This is a genomic window from Microbacterium mitrae (assembly GCF_008017445.1).
GTDB classification, from domain to species: Bacteria; Actinomycetota; Actinomycetes; order Actinomycetales; family Microbacteriaceae; genus Microbacterium; species Microbacterium mitrae.
Map to the genome: position 1 here is coordinate 248,582 of NZ_VRSW01000003.1, position 15,771 is coordinate 264,352.

Here is a 15,771-nt window from a genome sequence, read left to right on the forward strand (position 1 = left end):
GCGCGCACGGCAGCGTGTTGATGCAATTTGGAACCGCCCTCAGACACCGCGGCAATACCTAGTGTGAGCAACGACAGTGAAATCATTGGCGCATCGGTGGATGACCCGACGGTATTTGGGGCCATCTTCGAGCGTCACGCCGCCGCGATTGGCGGCTACGCCCGGCGTCGCGTCGGCATTGACGCGGTCGACGACATTCTCAGTGAGACCTTTCTCATTGCGTTCAAACGGCGCGAGTCTTATGACCTGAGCCGGGAGTCTGCGCGGCCGTGGCTGCTGGGAATTGCGACGAAGGTCATGCATCGATATCGCCGCACCGAGGTGCGTGAATGGCGTGCGATAGCGACGGCGGAACCAGAGGAGGTTGCCTCTCACGAGCGGCGCTCCGACTCCCGACTCGATGCGTCCGCGGCCCTACGGGCATTGGCGCCTCAGATTGCCGCGCTCTCGCAGAAGGAGCGAGACGTACTGCTGTTGCACGCGTGGGGGGATCTGACCTATGAGCAGATTGCCGATGCGCTGCGGGTTCCCGTCGGAACGGTGCGATCGCGGTTGAATCGCGTTCGCACGAAGCTCGCACCCGCCGGCTCGCAGGGACAAGCCCGGCTCACGTGGATGGCAAAGGAGGACACCAATGAATCAGTTGGATCTCGTGCGTGACGCGCGAAAAGAAGAATCGACGGTTGAGCCGCAGGATCTGGCGCACGCCCGCGGGGCGCTCAATCGCGCCATGAATGAGGCGGCGCAGACGACGCGCGCGGGCGCTCGCCGTCGCCGGATGCGGGTCGGAATTGGCGGCGTCGCATCTGTCGGTGCCCTCGCGGCCGTCGCGTTTGTTGCGACCAGCGTGTTTGCGCCCCCGCCGTCGACGGAGAACACTGCCGCCGCAAGCGAAGTGTTGCAGGCGGCAGCCGACGCTACTCTCACCTCGGTGACGGGTGTCGATGTTCCGCTTGACGACGGCCAATACCTGCGCATTGAGACGACGCTTGACCAGGTGATGTTCAACCAGAACATTGCGAACCCCGAGACGGCGGCGTTTGGCCTGCAACGCGACAGCGTGCTCTACGTGCCGGCTGACCGTGCTGACGATTGGCTGCTGGAGACGCTGCCTGGCGAGGTCACCGGCGTGTACGGCGTAGGCGGGCAGGAGTGGCTGGAGGCCGTGCAGGGCGAATCGCAGACGTGGATGAACCAGGCGACGACCGTTGCGGCGTTGCCTGGTGGGGTTGAAGCCAGTGGGCAGCCCGTCGAGACGTATCGGGATCAGTATGACGAGATGCCGCGCGATCCTCAGCAACTGCTGCAGTGGTTCCGCGATGCGGCTCCCAACGGCTATGCGGGTTTCGCGATTGTCAACGCGCTGTGGCTCAACCTTCCGCCGGCGGATGTTCGTGCCGCGATGCTGTTGGCGCTCGCCGAGTCGGGTGAGTACGCGCTCGTTGCTCAGGAGGGGGACCTGGCGACGCTGGAACGGGTGGTTGATGCGGATCGCGCAGGAGAGTCACGTCAGCAGTTCGTCATTGATACGGCGCAGGGGCTCATCGTGCAGATGATCGATAGCCCGGAGTATCCGGCGGTGTTAAACCTCAATCAAACGACCATGACGTTCACGCTGACCGTGGTTGATGAGGCGCCGGCCCCGACGCAATAGCGCGGGGTGCCGGGCCACTGCGGCCGACCGCGAGAAGCCACGCAAATCGGGTTGCGTGGCTTCTCGCTGCGTGCTGTGGCGTTGCGCTGTGTGGGCGAACGTCGTGCTCTGTGGCTCGGCCATCCCTTACGCAATGTCCGAACCCCGGAGTATCGTCCACCGTGACGCAAAGGAGCATCATGTCAGCACAACTCGAAGCCATCAACATCACCTGTCGTGACCACGCCGCCAGCGGCGCCCGATGGGCCGAAATTCTCGGGTTGGAGGCGTACGGAGATGTCTCGGCCGCCAACGATTTCATCCTCTATCGCATCCCCAACACCGAGATCTTCTTCGCTTTCCAGCCGCCCGACAACGGTGAGATCGGGGAAGGGTTTGTGCCGCGCATCCACCTCGATGCGATGGCCTCCGGGAACACCCGTGACGAAGAGCTGCAGAACCTCCTCGCGCGCGGCATGACGCTTGTGGCTGATGCGCGCACGCCGGACGGTGCCGGCTGGTTCACCGTTGAAGACGCCGATGGCACTCAGATGTGCGTTGGGCGTTCCGAAGAGGAGCGGTCGGCATCGGCGGGTGAATCGTCATGAGCGATGCGTCCGCTGAGCGTGGACGCATCCTGATCGACCTGTTCACGACGCTCGATGGCGTGATGCAGGCGCCCGGCGGTGTCGATGAAGATCGCGAAGGTGGGTTTCGCTATGGCGGCTGGCAGGTTCCGCTTGACGATGATGTCATTGGCGACGAAATCTGGGCAGGCATGCAGGGGCTCGATGCGCTGCTACTAGGCAGAAAGACCTACGACATCTTTGCGAGTTACTGGCCGCATCACGCGAACAACCCGATTGGCGAGTTGCTGAACCGGGTGCCCAAGTATCTGGTTTCCGGCGGTGCACCCGCGGCTGAGTGGGCCGAGACCACGGTGCTTGAACCCACGCCCGCGGGCTTCGACGCGCTGCGTGACCGGCATCGCAATATTCACGTGATTGGCAGCGGCAAACTCGTACGAACGCTCCTCGAATACGGCACATTTGATGAGCTGAAGCTCTGGATGTATCCCGTTGTGCTCGGCGAGGGCAAACGGGTATTCGACCGCGGAACACCGCCGAGAAACCTGCGCCTGATTGCGCCCGCCACAACATCGCCGCGAGGTATCGTCACGCTCCGGTACGCGCCAGCGGAGGGGGAGGTGCGAAGCGGAACCATGGATTGACCCGCAACGTGGAATGAAGCGGAATTATTGAGTGACCGCAACGTGGAATGAAGCGGAAAATGAAGCAGCACTCTGGGAGTGCATTGCCCCTGTGTATGCATGGCGGCCGCACGCGCGATGGGCCCGCCGCCCCCGCGCGCTACGGGCCCCGCGCTTCTCAGGTCGTCAGGAGCACTTTGATGGCGCGGCGCTCGTCCATCGCTCGGTAACCTTCGGCGGCGTCTGCCAGCGGGAGGGTCATGTCGAAGACGGCGCCGGGGTTGATTTTGCGATCCCAGATCAGCTGGATCAGCTCGGGAAGAAAGCGGCGCACCGGTGCCGGACCGCCCAGCAGGTGAACCGTCTTTCCGAAGAGTTCGCCGCCATTGAGCGATACGCCATGCGAGACTCCAACGAAGCCGACGTGTCCGCCAGCACGGCACGCGCGAATGGCCTGTTCCATCGACTCCTGTGTACCGACGGCCTCGATGACGCTGTGTGCGCCGTAACCGCCGGTCATTTCCTTGATACGGGCAACGCCCTCGTCGCCGCGTTCTTCGACGATGTCAGTCGCGCCAAATTCGCGCGCAAGAGCCTGACGGTCAGCGTGACGACTCATCGCAATGATGCGGTCTGCCCCCAGCTGCTTCGCGGCCAGAATCCCGAGCAAGCCCACGGCGCCGTCGCCAACCACGGCGACCGTCTTGCCGGGGGCAGCCTCGGCGGCAACGGCCGCGAACCACCCGGTACCGAGCACGTCACTCGCCGCAAGCAACGACGGAATCAGATCCGCCGGCGGCTCGCCCGGCATCTTCACCAGCGTGCCATCAGCCAACGGAATGCGGGCATACTCGGCCTGCGTGCCAATCGCACCCATGCCCGTCGTGTGGATGCAACGCGACTGAAAGCCCGCCTGACAGATCTCACACGTGTTGTCAGACGTCATAAACGAGCCCACCACATGGTCGCCGACGGCAAGAGTGCGCACCTCGGCGCCCACCTGGGTCACGACGCCAATGTATTCGTGCCCCATGACCTTGTTGTGCACGCGGTCGTGCCCGCGATATGGCCACAGATCGGAACCACAGATACACGTCGCGGTGATGCTAATGATGGCGTCGGTTGGGTGCTCGAGCACCGGGTCTGCTCGCTCTTCAACCCGCACATCTCCGGGGGCGTGCATGACAACTCCGCGCATGATTCTCCTTCGCGTGTAGCAGTCGGCGAAAGCAGTCGCCGACGAAACCGAGGAATCCAGTCTGACGCGAATCGCGATGTCGTGGGGCGATACCGACGAAATTGCGCAACGGGCCGCGCGTCGCCGTGGCGCGAGCCCGGACCGTAGCGCGACCCGACCGCGCGCATCGCCCCATCGCTCCCAGCACCCGCGCGAAGAGACCCACGCACCCTTACTCCAACAGCGCCCGCACATCCTCTGCCGTCAGTGAGCCGGCAAAGAGGTCGCCGCCGTCGATGACCTCGGAGAACAGTGCCCGCTTCGATTCGCCGAGCGTCACCACCTTCTCCTCAATCGTGTCGCGCGCGACGAGACGGTAGACCATCACGGGCTTGGTCTGCCCAATGCGGTGCGTGCGGTCGATGGCCTGCGCCTCGGTGGCGGGGTTCCACCACGGGTCAAGCAAGAACACCGAGTCTGCTTCGGTCAGCGTGAGGCCGACGCCGCCGGCGCGCAGACTCACCAAGAACACCGGCGCATCCCCATCACGAAAACGGGAGATCACCTCGGGGCGCTTCGTCGTGGTTCCGTCAAGATATTCGTAGCGGATGCCGCGCGCCTCGAGCCGCGAACGCACCAGCGCGAGGTACGACGTGAACTGGCTAAACACCAGCGCGCGGTGCCCCTCGGCGGCGAGGTCTTCGATGCGATCCAGCAGCTCATCCAGCTTGGTCGTCGCACCGGGGCGCACATCTTCGTCGCCAATGAGCGAGGGATCAAGCGCCAGCATGCGCAGCAGCGTCAGCGAGCGGAACACGATGAAGCGGTTGCGGTCGAGATCTTCGACGAGCCCCAAAATCTTCTGGCGCTCGCGCTGCAAGTGGAGGTCGTAGAGGCGCCGATGCTCGCGGCCGAGATCAATGGTGACCACCTGCTCGGTGCGTGAGGGTAACTCCAGCGCCACGTTCTGCTTGGTGCGCCGGAGCATCAGCGGCCGAATGCGTCGGCGCAGCTCGCCGATGCGCTCGGCAGAATGCGCCTTGATGTAGCGGTCGGTGAATCGCAATCGTGAGGGATACAGCCCGGGGGCAACGACGCGCAAAATCGCCCACAGATCGAGCAGGCTGTTCTCCATCGGGGTGCCGGTGAGCGCAATCTTGATATCAGCGCGCAACGCGTACGCGCACTCGTGCACCTGCGACGCCGGATTCTTGGTGTACTGCGCCTCATCGAGCACGAGCGCGCGCCAGCTCTGGCGCTCGAAGCGATCAAACTCCAGACGAAACAGCGCGTATGAGGTCACCACAACGTCAGCATCAGCCGGAATGGGGTCGCGCGTAGAACCCACCATCGCCACCGTCAGCGCGGGAGCGAATCGGCGAATTTCATCGCCCCAGCCACCAACGACCGAGGTGGGCGCGACGACCAGAAACGGCCGACCGCTGCCCCGCACATGCTGCATCAGCGCGATTGTTTGCAGAGTCTTTCCCAGACCCATATCGTCGGCCAGAATGCCACCGAGACGGTGCTCGTCGAGGTGCGCGAGCCAGCGAAACCCGTCGAGTTGGTAGGGGCGGAGTGTCGCTGTCAGCCCGTCAGGCGCGTCGATCGGAACCGGTGTGCCGACGAGAGCGCGGGCAGCGGTGCGCCATGCCACAGCCTCGGGGCGTTGATCCGATTCGTCTTCGAACGGCTCAAAAAGGTGCGCGTGGTAGCGGCTGACAATTGCACCCGTCTCCCACTCCTCGAGGTGCGCGCCCTCGTGAATCAGCTCACGCAGGCTGTCAAAGATCGGCTGCTTGAGTGAGAGGTAGGACTTATCAACGAGCAGCAGTTTGGTCTGACCGCGGCTCAGCGCCGCGAAGACGCGGGCAAACGGCACGATGTAGTCGCCCAGCATGATGACAAAGCCGAGGCTGAGCCAGTCGTTACCCTCGGTCGGCACCGCCGTGAGCCGCAGAGTGGGCGCCTCGGCCGTTGCGCGGTAGTGCGGCTTTTCGCCGACACTTTCGATGCGCACGCCACTGTCGGCGATCGCCGGTAGCTCTTCCGCCACAAACGCCGCAGCGTCAGCGCCGCTGAGTTTGTCTCGCAGATCAATCGGTCCGCTGAGTAGCGGCTGATGGATGGAACCAATCCAAGACTCCCATCGCAACAGCACAACGTCTTGGGGCCGGTACTCCACCACCAGCACGGTCTCTTCGCGCACCTCGGGCAAATCGATGCCGCGTCCTTGCAGCCCGATCCGAGTGCTGAGTGCGGGGTAAACCTGCTCCCAAAACTCCTCGACATCGGCGACGGGCACCCGAATAGCGCCAGCCTCATCGCGCACCAACTCGAGCCCCGCACCGCGAACGGGCGCCAGCATGACGCGCAGGTCGGGGTCAAACGCGCACATGTAGACGCCATGGTCGGCGACGACGCCGGTGGGGGGCACTCCCACATCGTCAATCGTGACCGTCGGCGCGATGCGCAGCCCCGAGGTTCCGTCGGCCGCAATCTCTGCCACAACCCGAGCCGCGGGCGCCACATCGACCCTCGTGGCCTTCTTTCCAGTGAGCAGGGTGATGCCGGTGGTGGCGGCAGAATCAAGCAGCGGCCAGAGCAGGGGGCTGGCGAAATCGTCGAGGTAAAGCCAATCGCTCTCCGACGCGCGGTAGCCGGAACCACTGGCGCGGTGCAGGGCTGCGAACTGAGTGAACCACGCAACCTGCGCGGCATCAAGCCCGAGTCGCTCCACCTTGTACGTCAGGGTGCCCCACGTGATGTCGCTGGTGACCCAGTTGCCGCTCTTGCTTCGCAGGGCCGGTCGCACGCCCAGCCGCTGGGTGCCGCGCTTTCTGACCGATGTGGCGGGCGTCGCTTGCGGTGAGGTCCACTGACTGCCCGGGCGGGTGAGCGTTCGCAACTGAAACAGCAGGCCGAGATCGGCGTGCCCGTCTGCCGCGGCGGGAGCCGTCACGGCCAGGCGGTCGCGCCAAGATTCGGTTTTCTCGCTCACTCGTCGATTCTTGCAGGCGCCTCAGACAGCCGCGCGCTGGTTCCACCCATCCAAGGGGCGGAACCAGCGCACCGCATCAGAAACAGGGCCGATTTAGTACCAGTTGGTGGCTTGCGAGTGCGACCAGGCGCCGCACGGGCTGCCGTAGACGGCATCGATGTACTGCAGACCCCAGATGATCTGCGTGGTGGCGTTCGTGGCCCAGTCATCGGCGACGGTCGCCATCTTGCTACCGGGCAGCGACTGCGGAATGCCGTAAGCGCCCGACGAGGAGTTTTCGGCCTGATAGTTCCAGCCCGACTCCTTGCTCCACAGCGACTCCAGGCACGCGAACTGGTCGCTGCCCCAGCCGTAGTCGTTCAGCGCGATGGATTCGGCCGTGGCGCGTGCGCCGTCCGGGGTGTTGGCGGCGGCGAGCGCTTCGGCCGCGGCGGCTTCGGCGGCGGCCTGCTCTGCGGCTGCCTGCTCGGCGGCCACGCGCTGCGCGGTAACGAGGAGGTCGGCGCGAATGGTGGAGGTAGCGGTCACAACCTCTTCGGTCGCGGCCACGAGCTGAGCGGTGTTCATGGTGAGGGCTTCGTCTGCGGCGCCCGTCACCGTGAGCGAGTCGGCCAGATACTCCCGCAACTGCTGCGCGTCAACGGCCGGAGTGGCAATCGTGAGGCCCGAGGCGGCCACCTCGGCGTTGGCGGCGTCGGCGTCAGCAACCGCGGCGTCGGCGGCATCGGTGGCGGCACGCAGCTCGGTGAGTTCGACCGCGGGCAACATTTGGCGGACGGGCGGAACCAGGCCCGCGGCGACAGCGGGAGCGGAGGCTCCGAGCGTGCCGAGTGCGACGAGAGCACCCACCAGAGCGATGCTGGCGCGGCGTTTGGAAGGAGCGGGCGGCTGGGGCCGCGAAGTGTGAGACGAGAAAGACATTCAAAACCTCGGGTTGGGATCCACCGACTTTCGGTGGCGGGCGCGCCCAGCGTGTTCGGGTACACGGAGTCTGCGTTCGGGTACGCAGTTCATCGGGAGCGGTGCGTGTTGTTCGGGGCAACACCTGAGCAACCTTGAGCGGCTGATCTGGGCAAAGCTGATGAACAAGCTGAGCGAACGGTGTGTGGGCCGCGCCTGCGCGGCCCGAGCTGCCCGAAAAGCGCCGTCCACAGCGCAGGCGCCGTGCCGTTACCGTTCCGTTACTTTCCGCGTGTTTCCGGCCTGCGCGGCACCGCGGCCAGTTGATTTAGGCACACCGAAAAGGTACGTTTTCGGTGTGCCTAAAAATCGCAAGCTTCACACTGTACTGAGCGCGACCGTGCTCAGTTTGGTGATGCTCGCGCTCGCGGCATGCACGACGCCCGCCGTGACCGAGGCCGAAGTCGAGGCCGAGTCAGAAAGCCGTCCCGTGGTGGTGGCGACGTTCAGCGTGCTGGCTGATATCGCCAGCGTGATCGCGGGGGAGCATATTGACGTGCGATCCATCACCAAAGTGGGCGCCGAAATTCACGGCTACGAACCCACCCCCGGTGACATTAGGCAAGGGGTGCAGGCCGATCTTCTCATCGATAACGGCTGGGGATTGGAAGCATGGTTTGACCAGTTCACCGCCGATCTCGATGTGCCTATTGTCACCCTCACCGACGGTCTCGATCCCATCGATATCGCCAGCGATGCCTACGCTGGTAAGCCCAACCCTCACGCCTGGATGAGCCCGAAGAACGTGCAGCACTTCGCCGAGGTGCTCGCGGCCGAGTTCACCAAGCTTGCCCCCGAGCATGCCGCCGATTTTCAGAGCAACGCGCAAGCGTACATTGCTCAGCTCGAGCAGGTGCAGACCGAGCTGGTCAGCGCGATCGAGAGCATTCCGCCGCAACACCGCACACTCATCACGTGTGAGGGCGCGTTTAGCTACCTTGCCCGAGACGCAGGCCTTGCCGAGGTTTTCATTTGGCCCGTCAACGCCGAGCAACAGGTCACGCCACAGCGCCTCGCCGCCATCATCGACACTGTGAACGGCACGAATGTGCCCGCGGTGTTTTGCGAGTCAACGGTGTCAGAGCGGCCCATGTTGCAGGTCGTCTCGGCGACCGACGCACGCTTTGGCGGCACGCTCTATGTTGATTCGCTCTCACTGGCCGATGGTCCTGTTCCCACCTATCTCGACCTCATCACCCACGACGTCGACCTGATCGTTGCGGCACTCGCGGGTGAGGGGTCATGACTCTCGCGATCGACGTTCGCGGTGTCACCGTGCGGTACGGCGAGACGCTTGCCCTCGACAACGTTGACCTGCAGGTTCCGCACGCCACCGTCACCGGCCTGATTGGCATGAACGGGTCCGGAAAATCAACACTGTTTCGCACCATCATGGGCGTGATCACCCCCGCTGCTGGTTCCGTTCTCATCGACGGCGAAACTCCCGGGGCGGCGCGCGCCGCCAGCGCCGTCGCCTATGTGCCGCAGGCCGAGGAGGTCGACTGGTCGTTTCCGGTGAGCGTGCGAGACGTCGTCATGATGGGGCGGTACGGCAAACAGGGCCCTCTTCGCCGTGCGTCGCGGGCTGATCGCGCCGCCGTCGATGAGGCGCTCTTGCGGGTGGGGTTGACGAGTCTCGCGGGTCGCCAAATCGGGCGGCTGTCGGGCGGGCAGAAGAAGCGCGCCTTTGTCGCTCGGGCGATCGCGCAAGATGCGCGCGTGCTGTTGCTCGATGAGCCCTTCGCCGGCGTCGACAAGCCGTCGGAGGCCATGATCACCCAGGTGCTGACGGAGCTCGCCGCCGAGGGGTGCGGTGTCATCGTCTCCACCCACGACCTCGCGGGTCTGCCGGGCCTCGCCAGCGACGTGGTGCTGCTGCGCAACCGCGTGCTGTTTCACGGCGATGTGGCCACGGGGTTGGAACCACGAATTCTGGCGCGCGCATTCGGCTGGGAGGAGGGCGCATGAGTTGGGTCGATGTGTTGTTTGAGCCGTTTCAGTTTGAGTTCATGCTGCGGGCCTACGGCGCCACGGTGCTGGCCGCCGTCGTGTGCGCACTGTTGTCGTGCTGGCTGGTGCTGATCGGGTGGTCGCTGATGGGCGACGCGGTCTCGCACGCAGTGCTGCCCGGCGTTGTGCTCGCCTACTTTTTTGGTGCCCCGTTTGCGATCGGCGCGCTGGTTTTCGGTCTGCTCGCCGTCGCGCTCATCGGCCTGATTCGTGACACCAGCCGCGTCAAAGAAGACGCCGCGATCGGCATTGTCTTCACGACGCTGTTTGCGCTGGGCCTGGTGCTGGTGTCGGTGATCCCCAGCCAAACCGATCTCGGCCACATCATCTTCGGCAACATTCTGGGCGTCTCAGACGCCGACCTGCTGCAAATCGCCATTCTCGCGGTCATCGCCATGGCCGTGCTGCTCATCAAGCGCCGCGACCTCACCCTCTACGCCTTCGATCCGGCGCACGCCTTCGCGATTGGCCTGCGCCCGCGCCTGCTGGGCGCGCTGCTGCTCGGGGTGTTGGCGCTCACGAGTGTCGTCGCGCTGCAGGTTATTGGCGTTGTGCTTGTGGTGGCGATGCTCATCATTCCCGGAGCCACCGCCTACCTGCTCACCGACCGCTTTGGCCGCATGCTGTGGATCGCGCCGCTGCTGGGCGCGCTCGCCGCCGTCGTCGGCATCACGCTCAGCTACTACCTCGACGCCGCCTCCGGCGCGCTCGTCGTGCTCACCCAAGGCGCCATCTTCGCAGTCGTCTACCTCTTCAGCCCCACGCAGGGCGTGGTTCCGCGTCTCGTCTCTCGCGTGCGCCGCCCGGTATCAGCGGCCCGCTGACACGCCATCGACGGCCGGGTCTTCCGGCTGTTCGGCGCGGGCAAGCTTTGACGGCCACCAGATGGCGGGGCCAATGTCGTAGGTGAGCGCCGGAACCAGGAGGGTGCGCACCACAAACGTGTCAAGCAGCACGCCAAACGCGACGATAAACGCGAGCTGTACCAAGAACAGAATCGGAATGACCGACAGCGCGGCGAACGTCGCGGCGAGCACGAGCCCGGCCGACGTGATCACGCCACCCGTAATCGCGAGCCCGCGCAGCACGCCGTGGCGCGTGCCGTGCTTGATCGACTCTTCGCGCACGCGGGTCATCAAGAAGATGTTGTAGTCGATGCCCAGGGCCACCAAGAATACGAATCCGAACAGCGGAACCGCGGCGTCGGCACCGGGGAAGTTAAAGACGCCGTTGAAGACCAGCGCCGACACTCCCATCGCGGTGCCGAAGGAGAGCACGGTCGTGAGAATCAGCAGCACGGGTGCGACGATCGAACGCAGCAACAGCATCAGGATCAGCAGGATCACCACGAGAATCAGCGGAATGATCAGGTTGCGGTCGTGAATCGAGGCGTCGTTGGTGTCGATCGCGGTGGCCGTCACGCCGCCGACGAGCGCATCGGTGCCCGCCAATTCAACGCGCAAGTCGCGCACCGTCTCGGCAGCGGCCGCGGAGTCGGCGGCATCTGTCAGGGTTGCTTGCAACAAGACGTGACCATCAACGACCGTCGGTGCCGGTGGTTCCACCCCCGGAGGGCCCTGCGCGACGATGCCATCGGCGGTCACCGTGGCCGAACCCGTGACCGAGTCTTTTGCCGAAATGGAGACGCTGGAGATACCGTCGTGCGCCAGCAGAATGTCGGCGACCTCTTGTTGCTTGGCCTCCGGAGTCAGCACGAAAGCGGGGCTGCCGGAACCACCGGGAAAGTGCTCGCCGAGCGCGGCTTGGCCGTCGCGCGCTTCGGAGGTGCCCAGCACCAGCTCGGACTGCGCGACGCCATCAGCCTTGAGCTGGGTGACGCCGACGGCGCCGACGAGGAGGATCAGGGTGGTGGCGATCCAGATGGCGCGGGGGCGCTTGCGTACGAAGCGAGCAAGACCCGCCCACAGACCCTTTTGCGGCATGCCGTGCTCGGCCTCGACCACGTCGGGCTCGAAGCGCGGGCGGCGCGGCCAGAACACCGCGCGGCCGAACGTAAACAGCAGGGCGGGCAGCAGCGTCAGGGCGGCGAGCATCGCGAACACGATGCCGAGCGCGGCGACCGGGCCTAGCGTGCTGTTGGATTTCAGGTCGCTCAGCAACAGGCACAACAGACCCGCGATCACCGTGCCACCCGACGCGAGAATTGGTTCCAACGACCCCTTCCATGCGCGAATCGTGGCCTGCCCCTTGTCTTGCGTGACGCGCATCTCTTCGCGGAATCGCGCGACAAACAGCAGCGAGTAGTCGGTCGCGGCGCCAATGACCAGGATGAACAGGATTCCCTGCGTCTGTCCGCTCAACAGCAGCACGCCCCACTTGGCGAGCCACCACACCGTGAGGAGGGCAACGCAGAGCGCGAACAGGCTGGTCGAGAGCACGACAACGGGAAGCAGGAGCGAGCGGTAGACCAAAATCAGGATCACGAACACCGCGAGCAGGGCGACGCCAAGCAGGAGGCCGTCGATGCCGGCGAAGCCTGAAATGAGGTCGGCGGTAAAGCCGGCGGGGCCGGTGATGGCAACGGTGACGCCGTCGGCAACGTCGGCTTTCAGCTGGTCGCTGAGGGTCATGACGACCTCGCCGATGTCGCTGTCGGCATCGATGGGGATGAAGGCTTGGGCGGCGAGCCCGTCATCGGAGGGGATGGCGGGGGAGAGGTTGTCGGTCACGCCCTCCACCGTCGGCGCCTTGTCGAGCGCGGCGGTGATGCTGGCGAGTTGCGCGTCGGTGAGGGTGGTGTCGCTCGTGAAAATCGCGATGGCGGGAATCGCGTTTTCGCCGCTGAAATCGCCGAGCACCTTCTGCACGGCTGTGGCGTCGGCAGAGTCGGGCAGGTAGGCGGTCGAGTCGTTCGAAGAGACCTCATCGATCTTGCCGAACAACGGTCCGCCGAGGCCAGCGCCCGCGAACCACGCCAGAATCAGCAGCGCGGGGATGAGGATTCGGAACCATCGCGCGCCGCCGCGCGTACGGGTGCGGGTGCGGGTGGATTCGCCCCGGGCGGATTGCTCGCGGACGGAATCGTCAGTAGCTTGCTCGCGAAGCTCTCGCCGACTAGACATCGTTCACCGTTTCTTCGTCACATCTCTCGCCAAACAGATTGCTAGCTTAGCAAGAAATACTATTCGCTAACGATCGATTAAGCTAGGGGAATGACAGAGCGCGAGGGCGTGAGCGGAGATGGCATCTACCGCCTCGATGCCAGCGACCCGGAAGGTCGACTTGTCGATCGTTCAGGCATGTCGGCCGACGATGTGGCGCAGGTCAGCGAAGTGATGCAAGCGCTCGGCGCTCTGCGCGCCGCCGAGCAACGAATTTCCGATGCATCGCGGCGCTATATGAAGCTCAATGAGACCGATATGCGTGCGCTGCACTTTCTCGCCGCGTGCTTGCACACCGACACGGTGGCAACGCCCGGCGCGATTGCCGCGCATCTAGGAATCTCAACGGCCTCGACAACGAAGCTGCTCGATCGGCTAGAGACCGGCGGCCACGTGACGCGTGCCGCTCATCCCACCGATCGACGCGCGCTCGCAATTGCTATTACCCCCGAAACGCACGAGGCAGCCATGCAGTCGGTCGGTCGCCAGCACGCCAAGCGCGTGCCGTCGGTCATGCGACTCAGCCCGGCCGAACGCGAGACCGTGATCGAGTTTCTGCGCAACATGGCCGCCGACCTCGACACACCTTAAACACCGAACGACCCCGACGCTATGCGCGGGGTCGTTCGAGCAAAACAGGCCTATTACCGGTAGTTGGCGTACTGGAGGTCGACGTCGAGGTCGGCGGCCTTGAGGAGGCGCTGTACCTCTTGCAGGTCGTCGCGGCTCTTGGAGCTCACACGAAGTTCGTCGCCCTGAATCTGGCTCTTCACGCCCTTGGGACCCTCGTCGCGGATGATCTTGTTGATCTTCTTCGCGTTCTCTTGCGAGATGCCTTCCTTCAGCGTCGAGGTGATGCGCACCTCTTTGCCGGAGGCGAGTGGTTCACCCGAGTCGAGGCTCTTCAGTGAGATGCCGCGCTTGATGAGCTTGGTCTGAAAGACATCGAGCACCGCGTTTGCGCGCTCTTCTGAGTTCGCCTTGATGATGATCGAGTCGCCGCTCCAGTCGATAGAGGCGTCGGTGCCCTTGAAGTCGTAGCGCTGCTCGACCTCTTTCTTCGCCTGGTTCAGAGCGTTGTCTGCCTCTTGGCGGTCGATCTTGGAGACGATGTCGAATGAGGAGTCAGCCATACGCACATGGTATCCGTCTGACGCGCAATCTGCCCTATGCATGCCGCGCACCTGCCCCACGCATGCCCGCGTGTAAGCGTTTCCACAATCACAATCTGGATACAGCGTGATTATTTGGCACAATTTTCTGTTGCGCATCTGGGTGAAGGGTGTGCATACTGTAAGCGCTTGCAATCACATCGCCAGGGCAACGTCGGCCGGCACTTGCGTCGACACCCTGGGCCCACAAACTCAGAGAGGCAACACCAATGATGGTGAACAAGAAGGGCGCCCTTGTATTTGGCGCACTGCTGGCAACGAGCGCACTGCTTGCTGGTTGCTCGGGATCGGCAAACCCCGCCGACACCACCAAGCCTGAAGATTCCACCGGCGCAGAGTCGAGCGAAAACACCCTCGTCGTCTGGGTTGACGCTGAGCGTGTAGACGCACTTCAGGGCGCCGCTGACGCTTACGAAGAGAAGACCGGCATCGCCGTAGACATCGTTGGTCGCGATGTCAACACGATCAAGGATGACTTCATCCAGCAGGTTCCGACCGGCAAGGGCCCCGACATCGTCATGGGCGCACACGACTGGGCCGGCGAGCTCGCCACCAACGGTGTCGTTGCTCCCCTCGAGCTTGGCGACTCCGCCGCCGACTACCTCGATGTTGCGCTGAACGCCGCCACCTACGAGGGTACCGTTTACCTGCTTCCCTACGCTGTCGAGAACATTGCGCTGTTGCGTAACGCCGACATCGCTCCCAACGCGCCGACCTCGTTCGACGACATGCTCGCCACCGGCACCGCCGCTGGCCTCGAGCAGCCCTTCGTTGTTGAGCAGGGCGTTGAGGGCAACCCCTACCACCTGTACCCGTTCCAGACGGCATTCGGCGCTCCGGTCTTCGGCCTTGACGCTGACGGCGGCTACGACCCCACCAAGCTCGAGCTCGGCTCGGCTGGCGGCACCGAGTTCGCTAACTGGCTGGCAGCACAGGGCAAGAACGGAACCGGCGCGCTGAACACCGACATCGACGGTGCCATCGCTAAGGAGAACTTCCTCTCCGGCAAGTCGGCTTACTGGCTGACCGGCCCGTGGAACGTTGGCGCAGCGGTTGACGCTGGCATCAACGTCTCCGTTGACGCGATCCCCAGCCCGACCGCAAACCCGGCTCAGCCGTTCGCTGGTGTCAAGGGCTTCTACGTCTCGAGCGAGTCGAAGAACACCGTTGCTGCCAACGACTTCCTGGTGAACTACATCGGAACCGCTGACGTTCAGCTTGAGCTGTTCAAGGCTGGCAACGTTCTGCCCGCTCTGACGGCAGCAGCCGAAGAAGCATCGAACGACCCGATCGTCGCTGGCTTCGCAGCCGCCGGTGAGAGCGCAGTTCCGATGCCCGCCGTTCCCGCCATGGGTGCCGTGTGGCAGTACTGGGGCATCGCCCAGGCTGAGATCATCAACGGTGGCGACCCGACGACGGTATGGGCAAAGCTCGTATCAGACGTCGCGGCAGCGATCAAGTAGTAGCAATTCTGTGGGTGCGGCGC

The 15,771-nt window shown here is 64.3% G+C and carries 14 protein-coding genes; 9 read left to right on the forward strand and 5 right to left on the reverse strand.

Annotated features, from left to right (window positions below; translation table 11 throughout):
* Positions 1-63 precede the first annotated feature (63 nt).
* From FVP60_RS10510 to FVP60_RS10525, 4 genes are all read left to right on the forward strand, one after another.
* Positions 64-660, forward strand: a complete 597-nt coding sequence (locus FVP60_RS10510) for an RNA polymerase sigma factor (protein WP_147826230.1) — start codon at positions 64-66, stop codon at positions 658-660.
* Complete coding sequence (locus FVP60_RS10515; RefSeq protein WP_147826231.1) at positions 635-1,654, forward strand: hypothetical protein; 1,020 nt, start codon at positions 635-637, stop codon at positions 1,652-1,654. The genes FVP60_RS10510 and FVP60_RS10515 overlap by 26 nt, the downstream gene beginning before the upstream one ends.
* 179 nt (positions 1,655-1,833) lie before the next feature.
* Complete coding sequence (locus FVP60_RS10520) at positions 1,834-2,241, forward strand: VOC family protein (RefSeq protein WP_147826232.1); 408 nt, start codon at positions 1,834-1,836, stop codon at positions 2,239-2,241.
* Positions 2,238-2,864, forward strand: a complete 627-nt coding sequence (locus tag FVP60_RS10525) for a dihydrofolate reductase family protein (RefSeq protein ID WP_147826233.1) — start codon at positions 2,238-2,240, stop codon at positions 2,862-2,864. The genes FVP60_RS10520 and FVP60_RS10525 overlap by 4 nt, the downstream gene beginning before the upstream one ends.
* Before the next feature lie 157 nt (positions 2,865-3,021).
* On the opposite strand, the gene FVP60_RS10530 is transcribed toward FVP60_RS10525, so the two are convergent.
* From FVP60_RS10530 to FVP60_RS10540, 3 genes are all read right to left on the reverse strand, one after another.
* Positions 3,022-4,041 (reverse strand): zinc-dependent alcohol dehydrogenase family protein, encoded by a 1,020-nt coding sequence (locus FVP60_RS10530; protein WP_147826234.1) that lies wholly within the window; start codon positions 4,039-4,041, stop codon positions 3,022-3,024.
* Positions 4,042-4,252: 211 nt separating this feature from the next.
* Positions 4,253-7,021, reverse strand: a complete 2,769-nt coding sequence (locus tag FVP60_RS10535) for a DEAD/DEAH box helicase (protein ID WP_147826235.1) — start codon at positions 7,019-7,021, stop codon at positions 4,253-4,255.
* A 93-nt stretch (positions 7,022-7,114) separates the two neighbouring features.
* Positions 7,115-7,870, reverse strand: coding sequence for an aggregation-promoting factor C-terminal-like domain-containing protein (locus FVP60_RS10540; protein ID WP_246132567.1), 756 nt, complete (start codon positions 7,868-7,870; stop codon positions 7,115-7,117).
* Positions 7,871-8,279: 409 nt separating this feature from the next.
* Here FVP60_RS10540 and FVP60_RS10545 point away from each other — a divergent pair, with 409 nt between their 5' ends.
* The 3 genes from FVP60_RS10545 to FVP60_RS10555 are packed head-to-tail and all read left to right on the forward strand — an operon-like array spanning position 8,280 to position 10,815.
* Positions 8,280-9,227 carry a metal ABC transporter substrate-binding protein gene (locus FVP60_RS10545; RefSeq protein ID WP_246132568.1) on the forward strand — a complete coding sequence of 316 codons (948 nt, stop codon included), beginning with the start codon at positions 8,280-8,282 and terminating at the stop codon, positions 9,225-9,227.
* Positions 9,224-9,949 (forward strand): metal ABC transporter ATP-binding protein, encoded by a 726-nt coding sequence (locus tag FVP60_RS10550; RefSeq protein WP_147826237.1) that lies wholly within the window; start codon positions 9,224-9,226, stop codon positions 9,947-9,949. The genes FVP60_RS10545 and FVP60_RS10550 overlap by 4 nt, the downstream gene beginning before the upstream one ends.
* The gene (locus tag FVP60_RS10555) at positions 9,946-10,815 is read left to right on the forward strand and encodes a metal ABC transporter permease (protein WP_147826238.1); all 870 of its coding nucleotides are present in this window, start codon (positions 9,946-9,948) and stop codon (positions 10,813-10,815) included. The genes FVP60_RS10550 and FVP60_RS10555 overlap by 4 nt, the downstream gene beginning before the upstream one ends.
* Here the strand turns inward: FVP60_RS10555 and FVP60_RS10560 are convergent.
* A complete protein-coding gene (locus tag FVP60_RS10560) occupies positions 10,801-13,074 on the reverse strand; it encodes an MMPL family transporter (protein WP_147826239.1) in 2,274 nt (757 codons plus the stop codon). The genes FVP60_RS10555 and FVP60_RS10560 overlap by 15 nt on opposite strands.
* A 90-nt stretch (positions 13,075-13,164) precedes the next feature.
* Between FVP60_RS10560 and FVP60_RS10565 the strand changes: the two genes are divergently transcribed.
* Positions 13,165-13,704: a MarR family winged helix-turn-helix transcriptional regulator gene (locus FVP60_RS10565; protein ID WP_147826240.1), complete on the forward strand. Its 540-nt coding sequence runs from the start codon at positions 13,165-13,167 to the stop codon at positions 13,702-13,704.
* Positions 13,705-13,757: 53 nt separating this feature from the next.
* Here the strand turns inward: FVP60_RS10565 and FVP60_RS10570 are convergent, their stop codons facing one another.
* Positions 13,758-14,246, reverse strand: a complete 489-nt coding sequence (locus FVP60_RS10570; RefSeq protein ID WP_147826241.1) for a YajQ family cyclic di-GMP-binding protein — start codon at positions 14,244-14,246, stop codon at positions 13,758-13,760.
* A gap of 248 nt (positions 14,247-14,494) precedes the next feature.
* Here FVP60_RS10570 and FVP60_RS10575 point away from each other — a divergent pair, with 248 nt between their 5' ends.
* The gene (locus FVP60_RS10575) at positions 14,495-15,748 is read left to right on the forward strand and encodes a sugar ABC transporter substrate-binding protein (protein ID WP_147826242.1); all 1,254 of its coding nucleotides are present in this window, start codon (positions 14,495-14,497) and stop codon (positions 15,746-15,748) included.
* The last annotated feature ends 23 nt before the right edge of the window (positions 15,749-15,771 follow it).

Bases quoted from the DNA above. Each gene is read 5' to 3' on its own strand.
- FVP60_RS10570 (WP_147826241.1), bottom strand. From the start codon at position 14,246: ATGGCTGACTCCTCATTCGACATCGTCTCCAAGATCGACCGCCAAGAG.
- FVP60_RS10555 (WP_147826238.1), top strand. From the start codon at position 9,946: ATGAGTTGGGTCGATGTGTTGTTTGAGCCGTTTCAGTTTGAGTTCATG.
- FVP60_RS10525 (WP_147826233.1), top strand. From the start codon at position 2,238: ATGAGCGATGCGTCCGCTGAGCGTGGACGCATCCTGATCGACCTGTTC.
- FVP60_RS10520 (WP_147826232.1), top strand. From the start codon at position 1,834: ATGTCAGCACAACTCGAAGCCATCAACATCACCTGTCGTGACCACGCC.
- FVP60_RS10565 (WP_147826240.1), top strand. From the start codon at position 13,165: ATGACAGAGCGCGAGGGCGTGAGCGGAGATGGCATCTACCGCCTCGAT.
- FVP60_RS10550 (WP_147826237.1), top strand. From the start codon at position 9,224: ATGACTCTCGCGATCGACGTTCGCGGTGTCACCGTGCGGTACGGCGAG.
- FVP60_RS10575 (WP_147826242.1), top strand. From the start codon at position 14,495: ATGATGGTGAACAAGAAGGGCGCCCTTGTATTTGGCGCACTGCTGGCA.
- FVP60_RS10560 (WP_147826239.1), bottom strand. From the start codon at position 13,074: ATGTCTAGTCGGCGAGAGCTTCGCGAGCAAGCTACTGACGATTCCGTC.
- FVP60_RS10530 (WP_147826234.1), bottom strand. From the start codon at position 4,041: ATGCGCGGAGTTGTCATGCACGCCCCCGGAGATGTGCGGGTTGAAGAG.
- FVP60_RS10515 (WP_147826231.1), top strand. From the start codon at position 635: ATGAATCAGTTGGATCTCGTGCGTGACGCGCGAAAAGAAGAATCGACG.